Below are 20,307 nucleotides of genomic sequence, written 5' to 3'. Positions count from 1 at the left end.
TCTATTCCACCTTCCTGCAGCGCGCCTATGACCAGGTGATGCATGACGTGGTGCTGCAGAAGCTGCCGGTGCGCTTCGCCATCGACCGCGCGGGCCTTGTTGGCGCCGATGGCGCGACCCATGCCGGCTCCTTCGACATCGCCTATCTGGGCTGCCTGCCCGGCATCACGCTCATGGCGCCGAGCGACGAGCTTGAACTGCTGAACATGACCGCCACCGCCATCGCGTTTGACGAAGGCCCGCTCGGCCTGCGCTACCCGCGCGGCGCGGGGCTGGGGCTGGAACTGCCGGCCGCGGGCCAGATCATCGAGATCGGGCGCGGGCGAATCGTGCGTGAAATGCAGCGCCAGTCTGGCCCCGAGCAGGGCGGCATCGCCATCCTCTCGCTCGGACCGAGGCTTGCCGATGCGCTGAAGGCGGCTGACATGCTGGCAGCGCAGGGGCTTGCCCCCACCGTGGCCGATGCCCGCTTCGCCAAGCCGCTCGACACCGCGCTGATCGAGCAGCTTGCGCGCAACCATGCGGTGCTGATCACCATCGAGGAAGGCTCGGTTGGCGGATTCGGCTCCTTTGTCATGACGCACCTGGCCAAGACCGGCCTGCTCGACCGCGTGCGCTTCCGCCCCATGACCCTGCCCGACCGCTTCATCGACCATAACAGCCAGGAGGCCCAGTACCATGAGGCCGGGCTGGATGCGCCCGCCATCGTGGCGACCGCGCTTTCGGCGCTTGGCGTGCCGCAGTCACGGCAGATGGCCTGAGCCGCAGGCCGGTCGGGGTAGCACCGCTCATGGCAAAACGACGCGTTGACCAGATGCTGGTGGACCGGGGGCTGGTGGAAAGCCGCACCCGGGCGCAGGCACTCATCATGGCGGGGCTGGTCTATACATCTGACCGGCGCATTGCCAAGGCGGGCGACCAGTTGCCCGAGGATGCGCCGCTTGCGCTCAAGGGGCAGGACCACCCGTGGGTCTCGCGCGGGGGAATCAAGCTGGCGCATGGGCTGGAGCATTTTGGCCTCTCGCCTGCCGGCCTGACCTGCCTTGACGTGGGGGCCTCGACCGGCGGCTTTACCGACGTGCTGCTGCATGAAGGGGCCGCGAAGGTCTATGCGGTCGATGTCGGCCACGGCCAGCTTGCGTGGAAGCTGCGCTCGAACACCGAGCAGGTCGTGGTGCTGGAAAAATGCAATGCCCGCGCGCTCAATGCCACGATCATCCCCGACCCGATTGATGCGCTGGTTTGCGATGCCAGCTTTATCGGCCTGCGCACGGTGCTGCCCGCAGGGCTTGACCTGTGCGTGCCCGGTGCGTGGGCCATTGCGCTGATCAAGCCGCAATTCGAGGCTGGGCGCGATGCGGTTGGCCCCAAGGGCGTGGTGCGCGACCCGGCGGTGCATGAGGCCGTGTGCGCGATGATACGCGACTGGTGGGCGGACCTGCCGGGCTGGAGCGTTCTGGGCATTGATGCCAGCCCCATTACCGGGCCGGAAGGCAACCGCGAATTCCTGATCGCGGCCCGCAAGGACGGCTGATCGGCAGTCGCATCCACGGCCCCGGATGTGATACACAGGCCCCGAGAGCGGCATGCAACGCCCCTCCCCTTACGCATGACATGAAAAAACAGAGGCAGCACCGGTATGTCCGCAGCCCCCGCAACTTCTCCTTCCCGGTTACGCGACGGGACGGCGGCCTCGCTCCTTGATGATGCGGAGCGCACGCGCATCCGGGCCAAATCCGCCCAGTTCGCGCCGCCCACCGCAGCCCTGCCCGATGGAAGGCGCGACCTTGTGGGCCTGTCACGTGAGGAACTGACCGACATCATGGTCGAGATTGGCGAAAAGCCATTCCGCACCAAGCAGCTATGGCACTGGATCTACCATCAGGGCGCCACCGATTTCTCGCGCATGAGTTCGATTGCCCGCCCCCTGCAGGAGAAGCTGGCCGAACGCTTCATCGTAGGCCGCCCCGGCGTGGTGACGGAGCAGACCTCGCAGGATTCCACGCGCAAATTCCTCTTCCGCTTCCGTGACGGGCAGGAGGCGGAAACGGTCTACATCCCCGACCGGCAGGAAGACCGCGGGGCGGTGTGCATTTCCTCGCAGGTGGGCTGCACGCTGTCATGCACCTTCTGCCATACCGGCACGCAGGCACTGGTGCGCAACCTTGGTGCTGCCGAGATCGTGGGCCAGTTCATGGCGGCACGTGACAGCTATGGCGAATGGCCCAGCCCCAAGGGGGATACGCCGCGCCTGCTGTCCACCATCGTGCTGATGGGCATGGGCGAGCCGCTGTACAATTACGACAACGTGGCCAAGGCCATGCGCATCATCATGGATGGCGAGGGCATTGGCCTTTCGCGCCGGCGCATAACACTCTCCACATCCGGTGTTGTGCCGATGATGGATCAGTGCGGCGCCGAGCTTGGCATCAACCTGGCCGTGTCGCTCCATGCCGTGCGCGATGACCTGCGCGACGAGATCGTGCCGCTCAACCGCAAATACCCCATCAGGGAAGTCATTGCCGCCTGCCGCCGCTACCCCGCCGCCAGCAATGCACGGCGCATCACGTTTGAATACATCATGCTGCGCGGCATCAATGACAGCGAGGCCGATGCGCGTGAACTCGTGCGGCTGATCTCGGGCATTCCGGCCAAGGTCAACCTCATTCCGTTCAACCCGTGGCCGGGCAGCAGCTACAAACCCTCGACGCGCGAGCAGCTTGAAAAGTTTGCGAATATCGTGATGGATGCGGGCTTCGCCTCGCCCATCCGCATGCCGCGCGGGCGCGACATCCTTGCCGCATGCGGGCAGCTGCGCACCGAAAGCCAGCGCCTGCGCCGGGCCGCCCGGCCTGAAGGTGCCCCCGATCCGGTGGAATGACGTAAAAATCCGCCTTTCGCTTCTGGTCGCCCGCAGCGTGGGGTGCTAGGAGGGCAGGCCGCCGGTTTTCCCGGCAAAGTATTGTCCAAGTTTTGTCGACAGGAGCGTTCTCCCATGGCCGCCAAGGATGTCAAAAAGGTCGTTCTCGCGTATTCGGGCGGTCTTGATACTTCCGTGATTCTGCGCTGGCTGCAGACCACCTATAACTGTGAAGTCGTGACCTTCACCGCCGATCTCGGCCAGGGCGAGGAGCTTGAGCCCGCCCGCCGCAAGGCCGAGATGTTTGGCGTGAAGGAAATTTTTGTCGAGGACCTGCGCGAGACTTTCGTCAAGGATTTCGTCTTCCCCATGTTCCGCGCCAATGCGCTGTATGAGGGGCAGTACCTGCTGGGCACCTCCATCGCCCGCCCGCTGATCGCCCAGCGCCAGATCGAGATTGCCGAGCAGGTCGGCGCCGATGCCGTGGCCCATGGCGCCACCGGCAAGGGCAACGACCAGGTGCGCTTCGAGCTGGCCTATTACGCGCTCAAGCCCGACATCACCGTAATTGCGCCCTGGCGTGAATGGGACCTGACCTCCCGCACGCGCCTGCTTTCCTTTGCCGAGGAGCACCAGATCCCCATCGCCAAGGACAAGCGCGGCGAGGCCCCCTTCTCGGTCGATGCGAACCTGCTGCACTCCTCATCCGAAGGCAAGCTGCTCGAGGACCCGGCGGTCGGCCCCGATGAGATCGTGTTCCAGCGCACCATCTCGCCCGAGGCAGCGCCGGACAAGGCGACCGAGATCACCATCGATTTCGTATCAGGCGACCCGGTGGCCATCAACGGCGTGGCCATGTCGCCCGCAACGCTGCTCACGCGCCTGAACGAACTGGGCCGTGACAACGGCATCGGCCGCCTCGACCTGGTGGAAAACCGCTTCGTGGGCATGAAGTCGCGCGGCATTTACGAAACGCCGGGCGGCACGATCCTGCTGACCGCGCACCGCAGCATCGAGAGCATCACGCTCGACCGCGAGGCCATGCACCTCAAGGACAGCCTGATGCCGCGCTATGCCGAGGTGATCTATAACGGCCTGTGGTTCTCGCCCGAGCGGCACATGCTGCAGGCGCTGATCGACCGCAGCCAGCACTCCGTCAGCGGTCGCGTGCGGCTCAAGCTGTACAAGGGCAACGTGATCTGCGTGGGCCGTGAAAGCCCCAACAGCCTGTATGACACCCGCGTCGTCACCTTCGAGGATGACCAGGGTGCCTACAACCAGGCCGATGCGCAGGGCTTCATCAAGCTCAACGCGCTGCGCCTGCGCCTTGGCGCCAAGATCGGCCGCCGTGGCGGCGCGCTCTGAGCGCCTGCGTTCCCTCCTTCATCCCTTCAACAGCCTGCCGAGGTGTCATGAAACGCTTTTCCCGTGTCATTCCCCTTCTTGCCGCAGCCGTGGTGGCCCTGCCGCTTGCGGCCTGTGGCGGCGGAAACAAGGATGACCAGCCGGAACTGACCCCGGCGCAGTTCATGGACAACGTGCGCAAGCAGCCCGGTGTCCAGACGCTGCCTGACGGGCTGGCCTACAAGGTGCTCCAGTCCGGCCCGAAGGATGGTGCGCAGCCCACCATCAATGACAGCGTGATGGTGATCTATGAAGGCCGCCTGCCCGATGGCGGCATCTTTGACAGCTCTGACCAGCATGGCCACGGCGCGTATATGCAGATGCCGCTGGAAATGGTGATCAAGGGCTGGCAGGAAGCCGTGCCCAAGATGCATGTGGGCGATACGTGGATGCTGTACGTGCCGCCCGAGCTTGGCTATGGCCACAAGTCGATGGGCATCATCCAGCCCGATAGCCCGCTGATTTTCAAGATCCAGCTGCTTGGCGTCTCGCCCGGCGGCCGTTAAGCCCTGAAAGAGCCATTCATCCGCCGGGTGGGTGGCTCTTTTCACATGACGGTACAGGAACCGGACAACCAACATGGGTATTGCAACCGGGCGCGTAGCGTCCGTACTGCGCGGGGGCTGCCTGCTTGCGTGCGTGGCACTGCTGGGCGCCTGCACGCGCCACGGGCAGGAAGGCTATGCGCGCTACCGCACCAATTGCGGCATCTGCCACCACGGCGGTGAAGGGCTGAAGGGCGAGATCCCGCCCATAACCGGCCGCGTGGACAGGATCGCCACCTCGCCCGAGGGCAGGCAGTACCTCATGCATGTGTTGCTGAACGGGCTCAATGGCCCGCTGAAGATCGATGGCGTGCCCTACAACTTCTTCATGCCGTCTTTCCGCGCCCATCTGTCAGATGAGGAGATCGCCTCCATCCTGAGCTATCTGGCCACGCGCGGCGACACAAAGCCTGCCCCGGTCTTTACCGCAGCCGAGGTGGCCCGTGAGCGCACCCACCCCCTGAGCAGCAGCCTGGTGGCGGATGAACGCCGCCGCCTTGATGCGATCCACCCCCTGCCCTGACAACCGCGCACCTTGACCGGCGCGGGCAAAAAAACGGAAAATACCTTTATGCAACGCCTGTTTTCCGGCATTCAGCCGACCGGTATCCCGCAGCTTGGCAATTACCTGGGCGCGATACGCAACTGGGTTGCGCTCCAGCGCGACCATGAGTGCCTTTTCTGCCTGGTGGACATGCACGCCATCACCACATGGCAGGACCCCGCCACCCTGCGCCAGCAGACACTGGCGCAGACCGCCGTGCTGCTGGCCTCGGGCATTGATGCGCAGAAGCATATCCTGTTCAACCAGTCCGCTGTCAGCGCGCATGCCCGGCTGGGGTGGATCTTCAACTGTGTCGCGCGCCTGGGCTGGCTCAACCGCATGACCCAGTTCAAGGACAAGGCAGGCAAGGACCGCGAGAAGCATTCCGCCGGGCTATACGTCTATCCCGACCTCATGGCGGCCGACATCCTGGCCTACAAGGCAACGGCAGTGCCGGTGGGCGAGGACCAGAAGCAGCACCTTGAACTGACCAACGACATTGCCCAGAAATTCAACCATGATTACGGGGTGGAATTCTTCCCGCAGGTCCAGGCCCTCATCCCGCCGCAGGGCGCGCGTGTGATGAGCCTGCGCGACGGCACCAAGAAAATGTCCAAATCCGATCCCTCCGCCCAGAGCCGGATCGAGATGACGGATGACGCCGATGCCATTGCAAACAAGATCAAGCGCGCCAAAAGCGATTCCGAGGCCCTGCCATCGGAGGAGGCCGGCCTTGAAAACCGGCCCGAGGCCCGCAATCTGGTAACTATCTACGCCACGCTCGCCGGGGTTGCGACGGCAGATGTGCTCCGGCAGTTCGGCGGCCAGGGTTTTGGCCCGTTCAAGGCGGCGCTGACCGAGGTGGTGGTGGGTGCGGTCTGCCCCATCGCCACCGAGACGCAGCGCCTGCTCAGGGAACCCGGCTTTCTGTGCGACACCCTGCGCGAAGGCGCCAACCGCGCCCGCGTCATTGCCGATCCCATCGTATCGGAAGCCGAAGCGCTGATCGGCTTCCTGAAATAACCCCGGAAGGAACCGCCCCATGCGCCAGGAACTGCACAGCCTTCAGGTGAGCACGCATGGCAAGGGGCTGGTTCCGATCGACCGGCCGGTGCTGGCATGGGTGCGCCAGAGCGGCATCGAAACCGGCCTGCTCACCCTGTGGTGCCGCCATACCTCCGCCTCGCTATGCGTGCAGGAAAATGCCGACCCGACCGTGCGCACGGACATCGAGCGGTATTTCGAGGCGCTGGTGCCCGAGCAGCCCGGCCGTTACATCCATGATGATGAAGGCCCGGATGACATGCCCGCCCACCTGCGGGCCATGCTCACCAACACGCAGCTTTCCATTCCCGTGGCCAGTGGCAGGCCGGTGCTGGGCACATGGCAGGGATTATACCTGTTCGAGCACCGTGCCCGCCCCCACCGGCGCGAGATCGTGCTGCACCTGATGGGTGAATGACCAGAAAGTTTCTGGTGACGCTTTTTTCAAGCAGCTTCAGGAGAAAGCTGCCTTTTTGAAAAAAGGCAGCACTCGAAAACTTTTATCAACGCATTGTTTTTAAACAATCATGCAGACCCGGTTACATCGCATCCAGGATCGTGGCGTGATGCCTGATATGCTCCGCGATGAAGGACTGGATGAACCAGTAGGAGTGGTCATACCCCGCGTGCTCGCGCAGTTGCAGCGCCTGCCCCGCAGCCCCCACCGCCACGCGCAGCAGGTCGGGCCGAAGCTGGTTGTGCAGGAACTGGTCCGCGGCACCCTGATCGATCAGAATTGACGTGGGGTGGGTGTGGCCTGCCTCGAGCAGGAGCGTCGCATCATGCCGCGCCCAGGCCTTGCGATCGGGGCCAAGATAGGCGGCAAACGCCTTCTCGCCCCACGGCACGATGGCCGGGTGGCAGATCGGCGCGAAGGCCGAGACGGACTTCCATGCCTTTGGCGCCGTGAGCGCATGCACCAGCGCGCCATGCCCGCCCATGGAGTGGCCCATGATGCCACGCCGCGCGCCATCAACGGCAAAATGGTCCTGCACCAGTTGCGGCAGTTCCGTATCGATATAGCTGCCCATGCGGTAATGCGCCCGCCATGCAGGCGTGGTGGCATCAAGGTAGAACCCGGCCCCGGTGCCAAGGTCGTATGTCTCGTCCTCGCCCGGCACGGCGGCCCCGCGTGGCGAGGTATCGGGAGCGACCAGCGCCAGCCCGTGATGGGCGGCAAAGCGCACCGCATTGGATTTGATGAGGAAGGTCTCCTGCGTGCAGGTCAGCCCCGCCAGCACGAACAGCACCGGCACCTTCTCGCCCGCCAGAGCACGGGCGGGCAGGAACACGCCAAAACGCGCCTCCAGCCCCAGCGTGGTGGAGGGATGGCTGTAAAAACCGACCTGGCCGCCGCAGCTTGCATGTTCCTCAATGGTTGTGATCGTGCCCATGGATCAGAACTCCACAACCGTGCGGATGCTTTCGCCCTTGGCCATCATGTCAAAGCCCTCATTAATGCGCTCGAGTGGCAGCCTATGGGTGATCAGGCTGTCAATGTCGATGCGGTTTTCCATAAACCAGTCCACGATGCGCGGCACGTCGGTGCGCCCGCGCGCGCCGCCAAAGGCCGAGCCGATCCACCGCCGCCCGGTCACGAGCTGGAAGGGGCGCGTGCTGATCTGCTGCCCCGCGCCCGCAACACCGATGATGGTGGAAACCCCCCAGCCCCGATGGGCGCATTCGAGCGCCTGGCGCATGAGCGTGGGGTTGCCCACGCATTCGAACGAGTAATCCACCCCGCCGCCGGTCATCTCCACGATATGGCCGACAAGGTCGCCATCGGGGCCGAGATCCTTGGGGTTGATGAAATCGGTCATGCCGAATTTGCGGCCAATGGCCTCGCGCCCCGGGTTGATGTCGATGCCGATGATCCGCTCGGCGCCCACCATCTTCGCCCCCTGGATCACGTTCAGCCCGATGCCGCCCAGACCGAACACGGCCACCGTGGCCCCGGCCTCGACCTTGGCGGTAAACAGCACGGCGCCGATGCCGGTGGTCACACCGCAGCCAATGTAGAACACCTTGTCAAACGGGGCATCGGGGCGGATCTTGGCGAGTGCGATCTCGGGCAGCACGGTAAAGTTGGCGAAGGTGGAGCAGCCCATGTAGTGATGGATCGGCTGCCCTTTGAACGAAAAGCGCGACGTGCCATCGGGCATCAGCCCCTTGCCCTGTGTCGTGCGGATGGCCGTGCACAGATTGGTCTTGCGCGAGAGGCAGGACTTACACTCCCGGCATTCCGGCGTGTAGAGCGGGATCACATGATCACCGGGCCTGAGGTGGCGCACGCCGGGGCCGACCTCGCGCACGATCCCCGCCCCTTCATGGCCCAGAATGGCGGGGAACAGCCCCTCCGGGTCAGCGCCGGAGAGGGTGAACTTGTCGGTATGGCACAGGCCGGTGGCCATGATTTCCACCAGCACCTCGCCCTCACGCGGGCCTTCGAGCTGCACGGTCTCGATTTCAAGCGGTTTGCCAGCCTCGAAGGCTACGGCGGCCCTTACATCCATTGACCAGTCTTTCCTTGCATGCGTTGCAGGCTCCAGGGCCCGTACATCTTCGCAACGATTAAGGGCATCGGGGCGGGGCGCGTCAATGTTGCCTGGTCAGGAAAACATTAAGCTCTTTAAGTGACAAATGATGCCACGCGCCATGCCACGCTGCCATGCCTGCCGCGCGATGTGATAAGCGCGGGAAAGGGGCTGGCAACGGCACCCTGCTTTTTTCAACCGTTCCGGGAACGCCATATGGTCATCAATCGCAAAATCGGCTTGTGGATCCTCATGCGCGAGAGCCTGCTCTCGCTCATGCTGCTGTGCGCGTGGGATGTGGTCGTGGTTGTGATGTTCCAGATCTTCCATCAGGAATGGATGGAGCAGCCCACCCTACCCATATCGCTCATCGGCTCGGCGCTGGTACTGTTCATGAGCTTTCGCAACAACACCGCCTATAACCGCTGGTGGGAGGGGCGCACCCTGTGGGGGGCCGTGACCAATAACAGCCGCTCCTTTGCCCGGCAGGCGGGCACCATCCTGCGCGGCTGCCCCGACCTGGCCTGCGCCATGGCCGCCTATCCCTACGCCCTGCGCAGCGCGCTGGGCCGGCTTGATGACATGGATGACGTGCTGCGCCTTCTGCCTGATTCCATGAAGCCGGGCATTGAAGGCCGCGCCAACATCCCTGCCGCCATTCTGTTCCAGATCGGGCTGCGGGTGGAGGCGGAATGCCGCGCGATGGATATTGATGGCGCGCTGCAGGGCCAGATCGACCGCATCCTGTCGGACATGAGCAACGCGCAAGGCGGGCTCGAGCGCATCCGCAACACGCCGCTGGCCATCCAGTTCTCGGTGCTGCCCAAGGTGGTGGCGGCGGTGTTCTGCATCATCCTGCCACTTTCCATGGTGCAGACGCTGGGGTGGATCACGCCGCTCGGCTCATCACTCGTCGGGCTTCTGTTCGTGGCACTCGACAAGATCGGCAGCGACCTGCAGGACCCCTTTGGCGCGACACCGCACGGCATGCCGATGCTGACCATATCGCGCACCATCGAGATCGACCTCATGCAGTCCTGCGGGTTGCCCGCACCACCCCCGCTGGCACCCGTCAGGGGCATTCAGGGCTGAAGCCGTGCCGTGCAAGCGCCTCAAGACAGCAGGCGCAATTTATGCTATAGGGCGGACATGAGCATGTTCAGAACCACCCAGAAGGGCACTGTGACCGATGCCATGGCGCGGACCGCCGCCGCGACCACGGCAGCCGAGGCCAAGTCCAGCACGGCTGTAAAAGATGAAGATCCGTTCCGCGAAGGCGATGCCATCGTCTATGCCGCGCATGGCGTGGGGCGCGTTGACCGGATCGGGGTCGACGAGATCGCGGGCACGAAGCTGGAGATGATCCAGATCTCGTTCCCCGGCAACCAGATGACGCTGCGCATCCCGCTCTCGAAGGCGCGCAAGTCGGGCCTGCGCAAGATCGTCTCGCGCGAGATCGTGGACAAGGCGATGGCCATCATCAAGGGCAAGCCCCATGTCAGCCGTGGCATGTGGGCGCGCCGCGCGGTGGCCTACCAGGAAAAGATCAACTCCGGCGACCTCGTGCAGATTGCCGAAGTGCTGCGCGACCTGCGCCGCAATGTCGACAGCCTTGATGGCAGCTTCAGCGAGCGCAAGCTGTTCGAGGCCGCACAGGAACGCTTCGTGGCCGAAGTGGCCGTGCTGGAAGGCAAGGAGCCGACCGAAGTACTGGAAAACCTGACCGAGGTGATGAAGGCGGCCTGATCCCGCCCCTTCCCCACCCAACCGACAAGACACCGCTGGCCCCCGTGCCAGCGGTTTTGCTATGGGCGCTGACACATGGCCCGGTACGGGACAAAAGACGCAGGGCCACCGGCTACCATGACAGGCAGGGCTGGAAATAATGGCCGGAAAATTCTTTAGCCGCGATGCAATCATCGATACGCGCCGCAACCTCGACCGCATGAATGCCATCCAGAAACGGCAGGGCCCCGTGCCGTACCACACCCACCTCATTACCTGCAGCTGCCCGGACCCCATATGCGGGGCCTATCCCCGCGTTGATGACACGCGCTCCCTGCCCACGGCGCAACAGGCCGCGCAGACCCTGCTCGCCCACAGGAACCGGCGCAAGGCCCGCCTCAAGCGCTTCAACAAAGCCAGGCTCGCACGGATGCACGCTGAAGCGGCAACGCCGCCAGCCCACACCTAGCCTGATGAAACAGAGCGTGTCCTGCCGGCAAATGCCGCCTGCCCCGCCCCTGACGTGACGCTTCAGTATTTGAACTGGTAAAGCAGGCCGATACTGCTGCCCGGATCATTTTCCGGCGTGGTGAAGCCGGTCACGTTGCCGCCCGTGCCCACAGTGGTGTTGATCTTGAGCCGCTTGGTCAGGTCAACCTGCACCTGCGCCTGCGTGCCTGAACCCGACGTGGCCTGCTTGGCCCCCACATACACCCCGCGCATGACATATTTGCCCGCCTCGATGGCCCCGGTATCGTTGCCGCCCGAGCCATTGGAGGAACTGCTCATCTGCAACCGGTCCAGATGCAGCGTCTTGCGCACCATGCCCAGCGGGTCAAAGGCGGACCCACCGCTGATACTGGCCACCGCAGCGGCGATGGAGGCCATCTGCGTGGGCGAGAGCGACTGCGTATCGGTGCCGAACAGCAGGATGGCCAGGATCTGGTCCTGCGAGAGCGGCGGCGAGGACGAGAACGTGATCTTGGGCGCGCTGGCATAGCCGCCCACGTTCAGCCGGGCGGTACCATCATTGGTGCTGCGCTCGGCCACGAAATCCAGCGTCGGGTCGATGGCATGCGTCACCCCCACGCCATTGAAGCCCACCTGCCCCTTGCTGAAGTCGAGCGAGATGCCGCCAAGCGAGAACCCACCCTTCACCAGCGAGAACGCCCCCGTCATCACCGGCGCGGTTGCGGTGCCGCCTGCGTGGATATGGCCGTGCATTTCGGTGTTCAGCCCATGCCCGCGCACATAGAACTGCCCCGGCGAGGTCACATCCAGCCCCAGCCCGATCACCATCGGGGTGGATTTGACGATTTTTTCCTGGTTTTTCTCATCCTCGGGCCGGATCACATCCAGATGCGCGACCGAGGTGGGCAGGGAATCGGGAATGTTGATGTCCACCCGCTTGAGCGTGATGTTGCCGGTGGCGTCGATCCGGCTGGCAAGCTGGCCCTTCACGTCAAGGTCGCCATTGAGTGTTGCGGTAATCAGGTCGCTGGCCAGCGGGCGGGCACTGTCGGCATGCACGTGCAGGTCGATCGGCTGGCCGGGCTGGAGCACGCCATAACTGCCCGAGGCCGCTATGCTGCCCTTGCCCGCTTGCGCGGTGAGCGTTGCAATGACCAGCCTGTCACCCAGGGCGTTTACCGTGCCCTGCATGGATGAAAGCTGTATGCCCTCGCCAAAGTCATGGAACAGGCCATTGCTCAGGCTGAGCGTGCCATTGAGCCGGGGCTGGGCGGGAGTGCCGCGCACGCCCAGCGCCACCTGCAGGTTGCCCCCCGCCTGCATGCCCTGCGCGCCCAGATAGGCATTGGCCACCGCAAGGTCCACCTTGCCATCGGCCTGCAGGGTGATCTGCCCGGCCTTGTTGACCGGCGCCGTGCCATGCAGGCCCAGATTGACCTGCGGCCCCGCCTCGATCTGGGCATCCACCCGCGCCATGCCTGCATTGAGGTTGGCCGTGGCCTCGATCGACGCGGGCGCGAGCGAGGATGTGTAATCGGTATGGTATCTGAGGTCCGTGCCGCGCAGGCTGACCTTGCCCGTGGGGCTGGCGGGCGTGCCGGTCAGCCGGGCCTCGGCCGAGAGCTGGCCCTGCGCGTGCAGCGTGAGCACGAAGGGCGCCAGCAGGTCGGGCGAGAGGCGGTTGATCGCTACGTGCAGGTCAAGCGCCGGGCTGACCTTGCCGCTGGCCTCGATACTGCCCGCCTGCCCGCGCGGCGGCGTCAGGCTCACGCGCAGGTGGTCGAGCGCGATCTCCTTGCCATACCCCACGCTCACCGGCCCATCGAGGCGCACCTGCTCGCCGCGTGCCTGCGCCACGAGGCGGCGCACGCTCACCGACTGCCCGCTGATATTGGCCACCAGCGCCGTGTCCAGCGAGGCGGGGCCGGTCCAGGACGTATCGAGCGTGGACTGCGCGTTCACATCCAGCGCCGCAAGCGGCCCCTTGGCCGTGACATGCGCCCGCCCCCCCATATCGCGGAAATGGGCGTTATCCACCACAAGGTCGAGGTCGGTCGTGGGGGCATCGCCCGTGGGGTCGAGCACGTGGCCCCTGAGCACGACCCGGTCGATGCGGGCGATGGCGGCATTGAGCGCGCCATCGACATTCACCGCCAGTGCGGCAGGCGCCGTGACCGTGGCGCTGGTGGTGTGCACGGTGGCCGCGACATGGCCGCTGATGTCCTGCCCGGTCAGGTCATGCAGGTCGGCCAGGCGGGTCATGTGCAGGTCAAGCATGCCGGTTGGCACCTTGTGGCCATCGGGCAGCGTCATGTCCGCCGTGCCGCCAAGGCTCTTCCAGCCCAGCTGGGCAATCTGCAGGTGGCGGCTGTTATCGGCATTGCTGTCGAGGTGGGCGCTGACCTGTATGGGAGCCCGGTCCACCGTGCCGGATATGGCAAGCTCCCCCTGCCTGACCTGTGGCAGGTGCGCCATGGTCAGGCTGGCCTGCACGTCACCCGCCGCCGTGTTGCTTGCCGCGATGCTGGCCTGGGTTTTCAGGCTGGCCATGAGGTCATTGACCGGGCCCGCCGCATGCAGGTCGGCCTGCATGTGCCCCTTGAGCGTGGGCGCCAGCACATGCAGGTCCGACAGGGCCAGATGCGCCGTGGCATCCACATTGAGCGGCGTACCGGTTACGATCTGGCTCGGCGTGGCATCAAGCTGCAGGGTGCGGCCCTGTACCTGCAACGTGGTAAAGCGGATCGTATTGCCCCCTTTCCCGCCCGGCGTCATGGTGCCTGCAACGCTCACATGCCCCTTGTCGCCCACCAGCCCGACAGCCACCGGCAGGCCGCCATCAAGCACGATCTGGCTCTCGAGGCCGAACTGCCCGTCGTGCCCCTTTGCGGGCAGGCTCACGCTGCCATCCAGGCCCGCATGGCCATGCAGGTCCGTACCACCCGCCGCTGCCAGCGGGGCAAGGTCGGGCAGGTCGGCATGGAAGGTGGCTGTAATGGGCTGCGTGGTGGTGGCCTGCCCGGTCACCTGCGCCAGCGGGTGCGCCAGCGACAGCGTGACCGGCCCCTTTGGCGCATCGGGCCGCCACATGACATCAAGTTTCAGCGGATCGGCAGCGAACAGCATGGGCTGGCTGCCCGGAATGCGCAGCCCCGTCACGGTGGCATGCACCGCCGCATGTTCCGGCTGGCCCGCAACCGGAGCACTCAGCCCATCGGCCACCAGATGCAGGTTGGTGAAGCTGGTGTCGTTATAGGTCAGGCGGTCGATGTCGAGCGTGCCGTTGCCCGTGGGGCGGTCCAGCGTGCCGCCCAGATGGGTGGCGAGGTCGGCCCCCTGCCAGCCCGTGCCGCCAGTCGCCGTTACAGCGTCGCTATGGGCCGCGACATCAAGCGCCATGTGGTGATCGAGCAGCCCGAGTTGGCCATGCGCGCTGGCATGAATGCCGCCCGTGGCCAGCGCAAGCGCGAGTTGCGTGTTATCACGCGGGCCATGCAGCCCCAGCGAGAGGTCAAGTGGCGCCAGGGCGGGTACGTGGCTGAGCGTGGCGAGGAAGCCGTCCTCCCCTTCGCTGGCGTGCAGGTCCAGCGCCACGTCTGCCTTGCCCAGTCTGGTGACAAGATTGAGGCTGCCGGGATGATCGAGCCGGGTCAGCTTCAGCGCGATATCGGCCGGCGGCAGGGTCGCGATCGAGAAATGGTCGAGCACCGGGGCGATATCGGCCAGGCTGGCATGGCCGCCCAGGCTGAAGGCGGCGGGAACCTGCGCCAGGGCCGCGCCCACATCAATCCGCGCCACATGCACTTCCTTGATGTTGACGCCCATGTGGATGCTGCCGCCCGAGGGCTGTTCAGGCTTTGGCGGGTGGGCGGGGTCATCCTCGCTCAGGCGCGGAATGGCCAGCCGCGCCATGGACAGGTTGCTGATGACCGCCTGCCGCGTGAGCAGCCGCAGGGGCGACCAGTCAAGCTGGAGGTCATCGATCGACAGCCACGCGCCCCTGTAGTCATCAAGTTCAAGATGCTGGACATGCAGCGCATCGGGAAAGCGCCCCCCCAGCCCCGACAGGTGCACGCTGCCCCCGGTCAGGCCCGGCAGGCGGCGCTCGATCTCGCGCTGGCCCGCCCCGGTATTGGCCGCCACCAGCACCATGGCCAGTGCCGCGGCCACCAGCCCGAAGGGAATGCCCAGCGCCAGCGCGCAGGCGCGCGCAATGCGCCGCCCCGTGCGCGGCGGGGGGGAGGATGGCGTGTCTTGCGGCATCAGAATGTCTCCCCCAGGCCCACGTACAGCTCCCACTTGTCGCCTTTGGCGGGGCGGTTAAGGGGCACCGCCACATCCAGCCGCACCGGGCCGATGGGCGTGTAGTAGCGCGCCCCGGCCCCCGCACCCACGCGCACCGTGCCCTGGAACGGCGTGCGGTCCGCCGTGACCTGGCCTGCATCGATAAAGCCCACCGCGCCGAATTTCTGCAATATGCGCTGGCGGTATTCAAATGAGCCCGCATCCATCGACGTGCCACCAATGGCGTAGCGCGTATTGGCAAATTGCGGGCCAACGCCCTGGTAGCGGAAGCCGCGCACCGTGGCCGAGCCACCGGCGTATAGCCGCTGGTCAGGCGGGATGGCGAAGGTCGAGGCCCCTTCCACATTGCCGATGGTGCCGCGAAACGCCAGCACGCTGCGGCCAGGACGGCTCAGGCCAAGATGCTTGAGGTCGAAATAGGTCGAGACCGTGGCCTGCATGATGGCGAAGAACGAGGTGCCATCGGTCAACGAGGCGGAGGGCGTGATGCTGGCCCCCACGCGCACGCCATGGGTGGCAGGCGTGATGGGGTTGTCCACGCCCGTGCCGTCATAATTGGCGGTGAGCGGCACCGAGAGGATGAAGTAGCTGCTGGTGGTGCGCATCTGCTCGATCTGTTCCTGCTCGATCTGGCCGCCGAACGACACGTTCCAGTGCCGGTTGACGTGGCGCACGATGCCTATGCGCGCGAGCAGCGCGGTCTGGCGGTAGGAATAGAGTTCCTGCTTGATGCCCTCGATGCGGGCACTCAGGTTCTGCTGGCGCGAGCCGAAATCGGGCTTCATCAGGTCGGCATAGAAATCATAGCCCAGCCCCTGCTCCGCCGAGCCGCCAAGCCCGGTGATGAGCGCGGTGAGCCGCAGCCGCTCGGCATTGCCGAACAGGTTGTTATGCGTCCATGTCACGCCCGCGCGGCCACCGAGGTCGGTTGAATACCCGCCCTCCGCCCCCACGCTGTGGCGCTTGCCTTCATGAAAGCCGAAATCGAGCGGCATGGAGCCATCAGGGGCCAGCGTATCCCCATGATTGACCTGCACATCGGAAAACAGCCCCGTCGAGGCGATGTCCTGCCGGGCGCGCTCGATGCGCGAGGGCTGGTACAGCTCGCCCGGCGCAATGGTCAGCCTGCGCGCGATATAGGCCGGGTGCGTGCGCTGCAGCCCGCCAAAGGCGAAGGCGCCAAGGTTCACCACCGGGCCGCGATGCACGGTATAGGCAATGTCGAGCGTATGGGTGGCGGGGCGCAGCCAGGCCTGCGGGGTGCTGACATGGGCCAGCGCGTAGCCTTCCTCCGTCAGGGCGGTCTGGAGACTCGCCGCCGCCGTCAGCACGGCCTCGGCCTGCGCGGCTGCGCCCGGCTTCATGCCGAAGGCCGCCGCCTCGGTGGCGTTGAGATGAATGGGGCCATCCCCCTTGTCGGGGTTGAGCGTGACCGTGCCGATGCGAAACAGCGGGCCGGTCGTGGCCGCGATGCTCACCTGCGCCTTGTGGCCCGCGGGCAGCGCCTGCATCCATTCCGGCAGGTCGGGGTCGCGCCCGTCCTGCCCGCCATCGGCGGGCGTGGCGCCCTTGTGGCTGCCATCGCTTATGGTGATGGTAATGCTGCCCGCGTAGTAGCCGTAGCTTTCAAGCGCGCTGATCAGGCGGGAATAGTCGTTATGGATGCGCCCGGTCAGGGCGAAGGGGCTGACGGCCTGCGTTTTCTGGAGCGAAAGCAGGTCGGAAGATGCCCTGAGCGCTGCATCAAGGTCGGCATTGCCGGTGGGGCGGATGGTTGTGGTGTAGTCCTGCGGGTCAGCCGCGAAAGCCGCTGGCAGCCCCGGCAGGAAAACTGTCATGACCGCGAACAGGCTGACATAACCGGCCCCGCGCCGCGCACTGGCTGCCAGGCGGAGATGACGCAATCCTGTCAAACGGTGCTGCCCCTGTTGCTGTCTGCTTTCATGCGGTCAGTTGCCCACAGGGTCTTGTCTGCCATTCCCGCCGTGCATGATCAAACCGATATTAACGCCCTGCCCTTAATAAGTTCCGAATTTGTCGCATTGAAGGGCAAAACGGGCCAGAGATGTTGCAAACTGTCTCCACGCCCGCGTTCCTGACTTGACATACCCCCTGTTCCGGCGCGCATGATCGGGTTGAATCGGGCAAGGGGGCCGCGCCCGGCACCCCACCCTTCGCACCAGGAGCGTTGATGGGCAGACCATGTGTTCCCGGCTTTATCGGCGGCAAGCCTCTTGACCGCACGCAGGCAAGGCCCGATGTCTTGCCCCCGTTGCGCGGGCGCGTGCCCGCGATGATGCCTGAGGATACCTGACCCGTGAACAGCCTGTCTCCCCGCCCCGGCGTGGCCACGCCACAAGCCAGCACGTCATCCACCAGGGGGCTTCATGTCATAACATGGGGCTGCCAGATGAACGTGTATGACAGCGAGCGGATGTCCGATGTGCTGCGCCCGCTGGGCTACCGGGCCGTGAGCACGCCGGATGCGGCTGACATGATCATCCTCAACACCTGCCACATCCGCGACCGCGCGGCCGAGAAGGTATTCTCCGAACTCGGTCGCCTGCGCAAGGTCAAGGAGGCGCGCGCCGAACAGGGCGCGGCCACCGTGCTCGCGGTGGCGGGCTGCGTGGCCCAGGCGGAGGGCAAGGAAATCCTGGCCCGCGCGCCCTATGTCGATATCGTGCTGGGCCCCCAGACCTACCACCGCCTGCCCGAGATGGTGGCGCGTGCCGCCCGCGCGGCGGGGGCGGTGATCGAGACCGACTTCCCCGTGGAGCAGAAATTCGATTTCCTGCCCGCTGACCGCGCGGCCCCCGCGGGCGGTTCCGCCTTCCTTACCATTCAGGAAGGGTGCGACAAATTCTGCTCCTTCTGCGTCGTGCCCTACACGCGCGGGGCGGAAAGCAGCCGGCCCGCGCAGGCCGTGATCGATGAGGCCCGCAGGCTCGTGGCAGGCGGCGTGCGCGAGATCACCCTGCTTGGCCAGAACGTGAATGCCTATCATGGCGAGGGGCCGGATGGCCGCACATGGGGCCTTGCCCGCCTCGCCCGCGTGCTGGCCGGTGAGCTGGGCATCGAACGCATCCGCTACACCACGTCGCACCCGCGCGACATGGAGGATGACCTGATCGCAGCCCACCGCGACCTGCCGCAGCTCATGCCGTTCCTGCACCTGCCGGTGCAGTCCGGCTCCGACCGGGTGCTCGCGGCCATGAACCGGGGCCACACGGCTGATGATTACCGCACGCTCGTGGCCCGCCTGCGCGAGGCGCGGCCCGATCTTGCCCTGTCGTCTGATTTCATCGTGGGGCATCCCGGCGAGACGGATGCCGATTTTGCCGACACGATGCGCCTGATCGATGAAATCGGCTTCGCGCAGGCCTATTCCTTCAAGTATTCCTCCCGGCCCGGCACGCCCGCCGCGGGCGCTGGCATGCACGTGCCCGAGGATGTAAAGGATGCCCGCCTGCAGGAACTCCAGGCCATGCTGCGCGTGCAGCAGGATGCATTTAATGATGCAACCATAGGCCAGGTGGTGCCCGTGCTCTTTACGGGGCGGGGGCGCAAGCCGGGTCAGGTTTCGGGCAAGAGCCCATGGCTGCAGGCCGTGAGCATCGAAGGCCCGGACAGCCTGATCGGCCAGATCGCCAATGTGGATATCCGCCACAGGTACACCAACTCGCTGGGTGGTGTCCTGACAGAGGAGACAGACAGGGCTTGAGAGAACAGACACAATCCACGCTCCACGCCCCCCGTCGCAGCGGCGGGCGGCGTACCCCCGGTGGCACGGCCGCGGCCAATGACCGCACCGTGACCATGCAGTTTGAAGATAACGTGCTGCTCGCACAGCTTGTGGGTGACCATGACCGCCACCTGCTGCATCTTGAACGTGGATTTGATGTCCGGCTGGCGTGCCGGGGCAACCGCATCGCCATTTCGGGTGCGGCCCGGCGGGTAGAACTGACACAGGCCACGCTGACCGAACTCTACCGCCGCGCAACGGCGGGGCAGGCAGTCGATACCGCCACCGTCGATACCGCCATCCGGCTGGCCGCCCATGCCTTTTCCGCGCCTGCGCCACGCCCCGTTACGGGAGGACTGCCCCCCATGCCCGAAACCCGCGCCGCCATGCCCGCGCCGGCCCCCACGCTGGCCGACCTGCCCACCATCATGACCCGGCGCGGCCCCGTGGCCCCGCGCTCGGTTGGCCAGGCGGAATACATGGCCATGCTGGCCCGGCAGGAAATGGTGTTCGGCCTCGGGCCGGCCGGCACCGGCAAGACCTACCTTGCCGTAGCCCAGGCGGTCGCCATGCTGCAGGCAGGCCAGGTCGACCGCATCGTGCTGTCGCGCCCTGCGGTGGAAGCCGGCGAGCGGCTGGGCTTTTTGCCCGGCGACCTGAAGGAAAAAATCGACCCCTACCTCCGCCCCCTCTATGACGCCCTGCATGACATGATGCCGGGCGATCAGGTGATCCGGCGCATGGGCACGGGCGAGATCGAGGTGGCGCCGCTGGCCTTCATGCGTGGGCGCACGCTGGCGCACTGTTTTGTCATTCTGGACGAGGCGCAGAACACGACCCCCGCCCAGATGAAGATGTTCCTCACCCGCATGGGTGAAGGCACGCGCATGGTCATTACCGGCGACCTGAGCCAGGTTGACCTGCCGCGTGGCGTGACATCCGGCCTGCGGGAGGCGGTCGATACCCTCGACGGCCTGCCCGGGATCGGCATGATGCGATTTGAATCGCGTGACGTGGTGCGCCACCCGCTGGTGGCGCGTATAGTGGAGGCATACGACCAGCGTGCCGGGGCCGAACGCCGCCCCCACCGCGCCCGGTCGCAGCAGGAGAACGATGAAACCTCGAAGTAG

General features: G+C 65.6%; 18 protein-coding genes. 14 read left to right on the top strand and 4 right to left on the bottom strand.

Annotation, left to right across the window (positions count from 1 at the left end; translation table 11 throughout):
* From OQZ28_RS12200 to OQZ28_RS12165, 8 genes are all read left to right on the top strand, one after another.
* A partial coding sequence (locus OQZ28_RS12200; protein ID WP_458136291.1) for a transketolase C-terminal domain-containing protein occupies positions 1–761 on the top strand: 761 nt, incomplete at its 5' end.
* A 29-nt stretch (positions 762–790) separates the two neighbouring features.
* Complete coding sequence (locus OQZ28_RS12195) at positions 791–1,534, top strand: TlyA family RNA methyltransferase (protein ID WP_458136290.1); 744 nt, start codon at positions 791–793, stop codon at positions 1,532–1,534.
* Positions 1,535–1,639: 105 nt separating this feature from the next.
* Positions 1,640–2,881: a 23S rRNA (adenine(2503)-C(2))-methyltransferase RlmN gene (rlmN, locus tag OQZ28_RS12190; RefSeq protein ID WP_458136289.1), complete on the top strand. Its 1,242-nt coding sequence runs from the start codon at positions 1,640–1,642 to the stop codon at positions 2,879–2,881.
* A gap of 114 nt (positions 2,882–2,995) precedes the next feature.
* Positions 2,996–4,225 (top strand): argininosuccinate synthase, encoded by a 1,230-nt coding sequence (locus OQZ28_RS12185; RefSeq protein ID WP_110569730.1) that lies wholly within the window; start codon positions 2,996–2,998, stop codon positions 4,223–4,225.
* 47 nt (positions 4,226–4,272) lie between these two features.
* Complete coding sequence (locus OQZ28_RS12180) at positions 4,273–4,770, top strand: FKBP-type peptidyl-prolyl cis-trans isomerase (RefSeq protein WP_130731764.1); 498 nt, start codon at positions 4,273–4,275, stop codon at positions 4,768–4,770.
* A 73-nt stretch (positions 4,771–4,843) separates the two neighbouring features.
* A complete protein-coding gene (locus OQZ28_RS12175) occupies positions 4,844–5,332 on the top strand; it encodes a c-type cytochrome (RefSeq protein WP_130731763.1) in 489 nt (162 codons plus the stop codon).
* 48 nt (positions 5,333–5,380) lie between these two features.
* Positions 5,381–6,376, top strand: coding sequence for a tryptophan--tRNA ligase (trpS, locus tag OQZ28_RS12170; protein ID WP_458136288.1), 996 nt, complete (start codon positions 5,381–5,383; stop codon positions 6,374–6,376).
* Positions 6,377–6,395: 19 nt separating this feature from the next.
* The gene (locus OQZ28_RS12165; protein WP_159262649.1) at positions 6,396–6,815 is read left to right on the top strand and encodes a secondary thiamine-phosphate synthase enzyme YjbQ; all 420 of its coding nucleotides are present in this window, start codon (positions 6,396–6,398) and stop codon (positions 6,813–6,815) included.
* Positions 6,816–6,936: 121 nt separating this feature from the next.
* Here OQZ28_RS12165 and fghA read toward each other — a convergent pair whose 3' ends face one another.
* Together fghA and OQZ28_RS12155 are read right to left on the bottom strand one after the other, a co-directional pair.
* Positions 6,937–7,791: an S-formylglutathione hydrolase gene (fghA, locus tag OQZ28_RS12160; RefSeq protein ID WP_458136287.1), complete on the bottom strand. Its 855-nt coding sequence runs from the start codon at positions 7,789–7,791 to the stop codon at positions 6,937–6,939.
* A gap of 3 nt (positions 7,792–7,794) precedes the next feature.
* On the bottom strand, positions 7,795–8,910 hold the full coding sequence (locus OQZ28_RS12155; RefSeq protein WP_130731759.1) for an S-(hydroxymethyl)glutathione dehydrogenase/class III alcohol dehydrogenase: 1,116 nt from the start codon (positions 8,908–8,910) through the stop codon (positions 7,795–7,797).
* Positions 8,911–9,147: 237 nt separating this feature from the next.
* Between OQZ28_RS12155 and OQZ28_RS12150 the strand changes: the two genes are divergently transcribed.
* The 3 genes from OQZ28_RS12150 (at position 9,148) to OQZ28_RS12140 (ending at position 11,125) form a co-directional block, all read left to right on the top strand.
* The gene (locus tag OQZ28_RS12150; protein ID WP_165399167.1) at positions 9,148–10,023 is read left to right on the top strand and encodes a bestrophin family protein; all 876 of its coding nucleotides are present in this window, start codon (positions 9,148–9,150) and stop codon (positions 10,021–10,023) included.
* Between the two features lie 57 nt (positions 10,024–10,080).
* Entirely contained in the window at positions 10,081–10,677 is a 597-nt protein-coding gene (locus tag OQZ28_RS12145; protein ID WP_078524182.1) for a CarD family transcriptional regulator, read from the top strand.
* A gap of 139 nt (positions 10,678–10,816) precedes the next feature.
* A complete protein-coding gene (locus tag OQZ28_RS12140) occupies positions 10,817–11,125 on the top strand; it encodes a hypothetical protein (protein ID WP_458136286.1) in 309 nt (102 codons plus the stop codon).
* A 62-nt stretch (positions 11,126–11,187) separates the two neighbouring features.
* Here OQZ28_RS12140 and OQZ28_RS12135 read toward each other — a convergent pair whose 3' ends face one another.
* Together OQZ28_RS12135 and OQZ28_RS12130 are read right to left on the bottom strand one after the other, a co-directional pair.
* Positions 11,188–15,390, bottom strand: a complete 4,203-nt coding sequence (locus tag OQZ28_RS12135; protein ID WP_458136285.1) for a translocation/assembly module TamB domain-containing protein — start codon at positions 15,388–15,390, stop codon at positions 11,188–11,190.
* A complete protein-coding gene (locus OQZ28_RS12130; RefSeq protein ID WP_130731774.1) occupies positions 15,390–17,336 on the bottom strand; it encodes an autotransporter assembly complex protein TamA in 1,947 nt (648 codons plus the stop codon). Before OQZ28_RS12130 ends, OQZ28_RS12135 begins: the two co-directional genes overlap by 1 nt.
* A gap of 287 nt (positions 17,337–17,623) precedes the next feature.
* Here OQZ28_RS12130 and OQZ28_RS12125 point away from each other — a divergent pair, with 287 nt between their 5' ends.
* From OQZ28_RS12125 to OQZ28_RS12115, 3 genes are all read left to right on the top strand, one after another.
* Entirely contained in the window at positions 17,624–17,746 is a 123-nt protein-coding gene (locus tag OQZ28_RS12125; protein ID WP_458136284.1) for a hypothetical protein, read from the top strand.
* A gap of 3 nt (positions 17,747–17,749) precedes the next feature.
* Positions 17,750–19,156 (top strand): tRNA (N6-isopentenyl adenosine(37)-C2)-methylthiotransferase MiaB, encoded by a 1,407-nt coding sequence (gene miaB / locus OQZ28_RS12120; RefSeq protein ID WP_130731756.1) that lies wholly within the window; start codon positions 17,750–17,752, stop codon positions 19,154–19,156.
* Between the two features lie 89 nt (positions 19,157–19,245).
* Entirely contained in the window at positions 19,246–20,307 is a 1,062-nt protein-coding gene (locus OQZ28_RS12115) for a PhoH family protein (RefSeq protein ID WP_130731772.1), read from the top strand.

It is taken from the genome of Komagataeibacter sp. NFXK3 (assembly GCF_054182245.1).
Note: the sequence above shows the minus strand (reverse complement) of the source record. Positions and strands in the feature narration are given on the sequence as shown.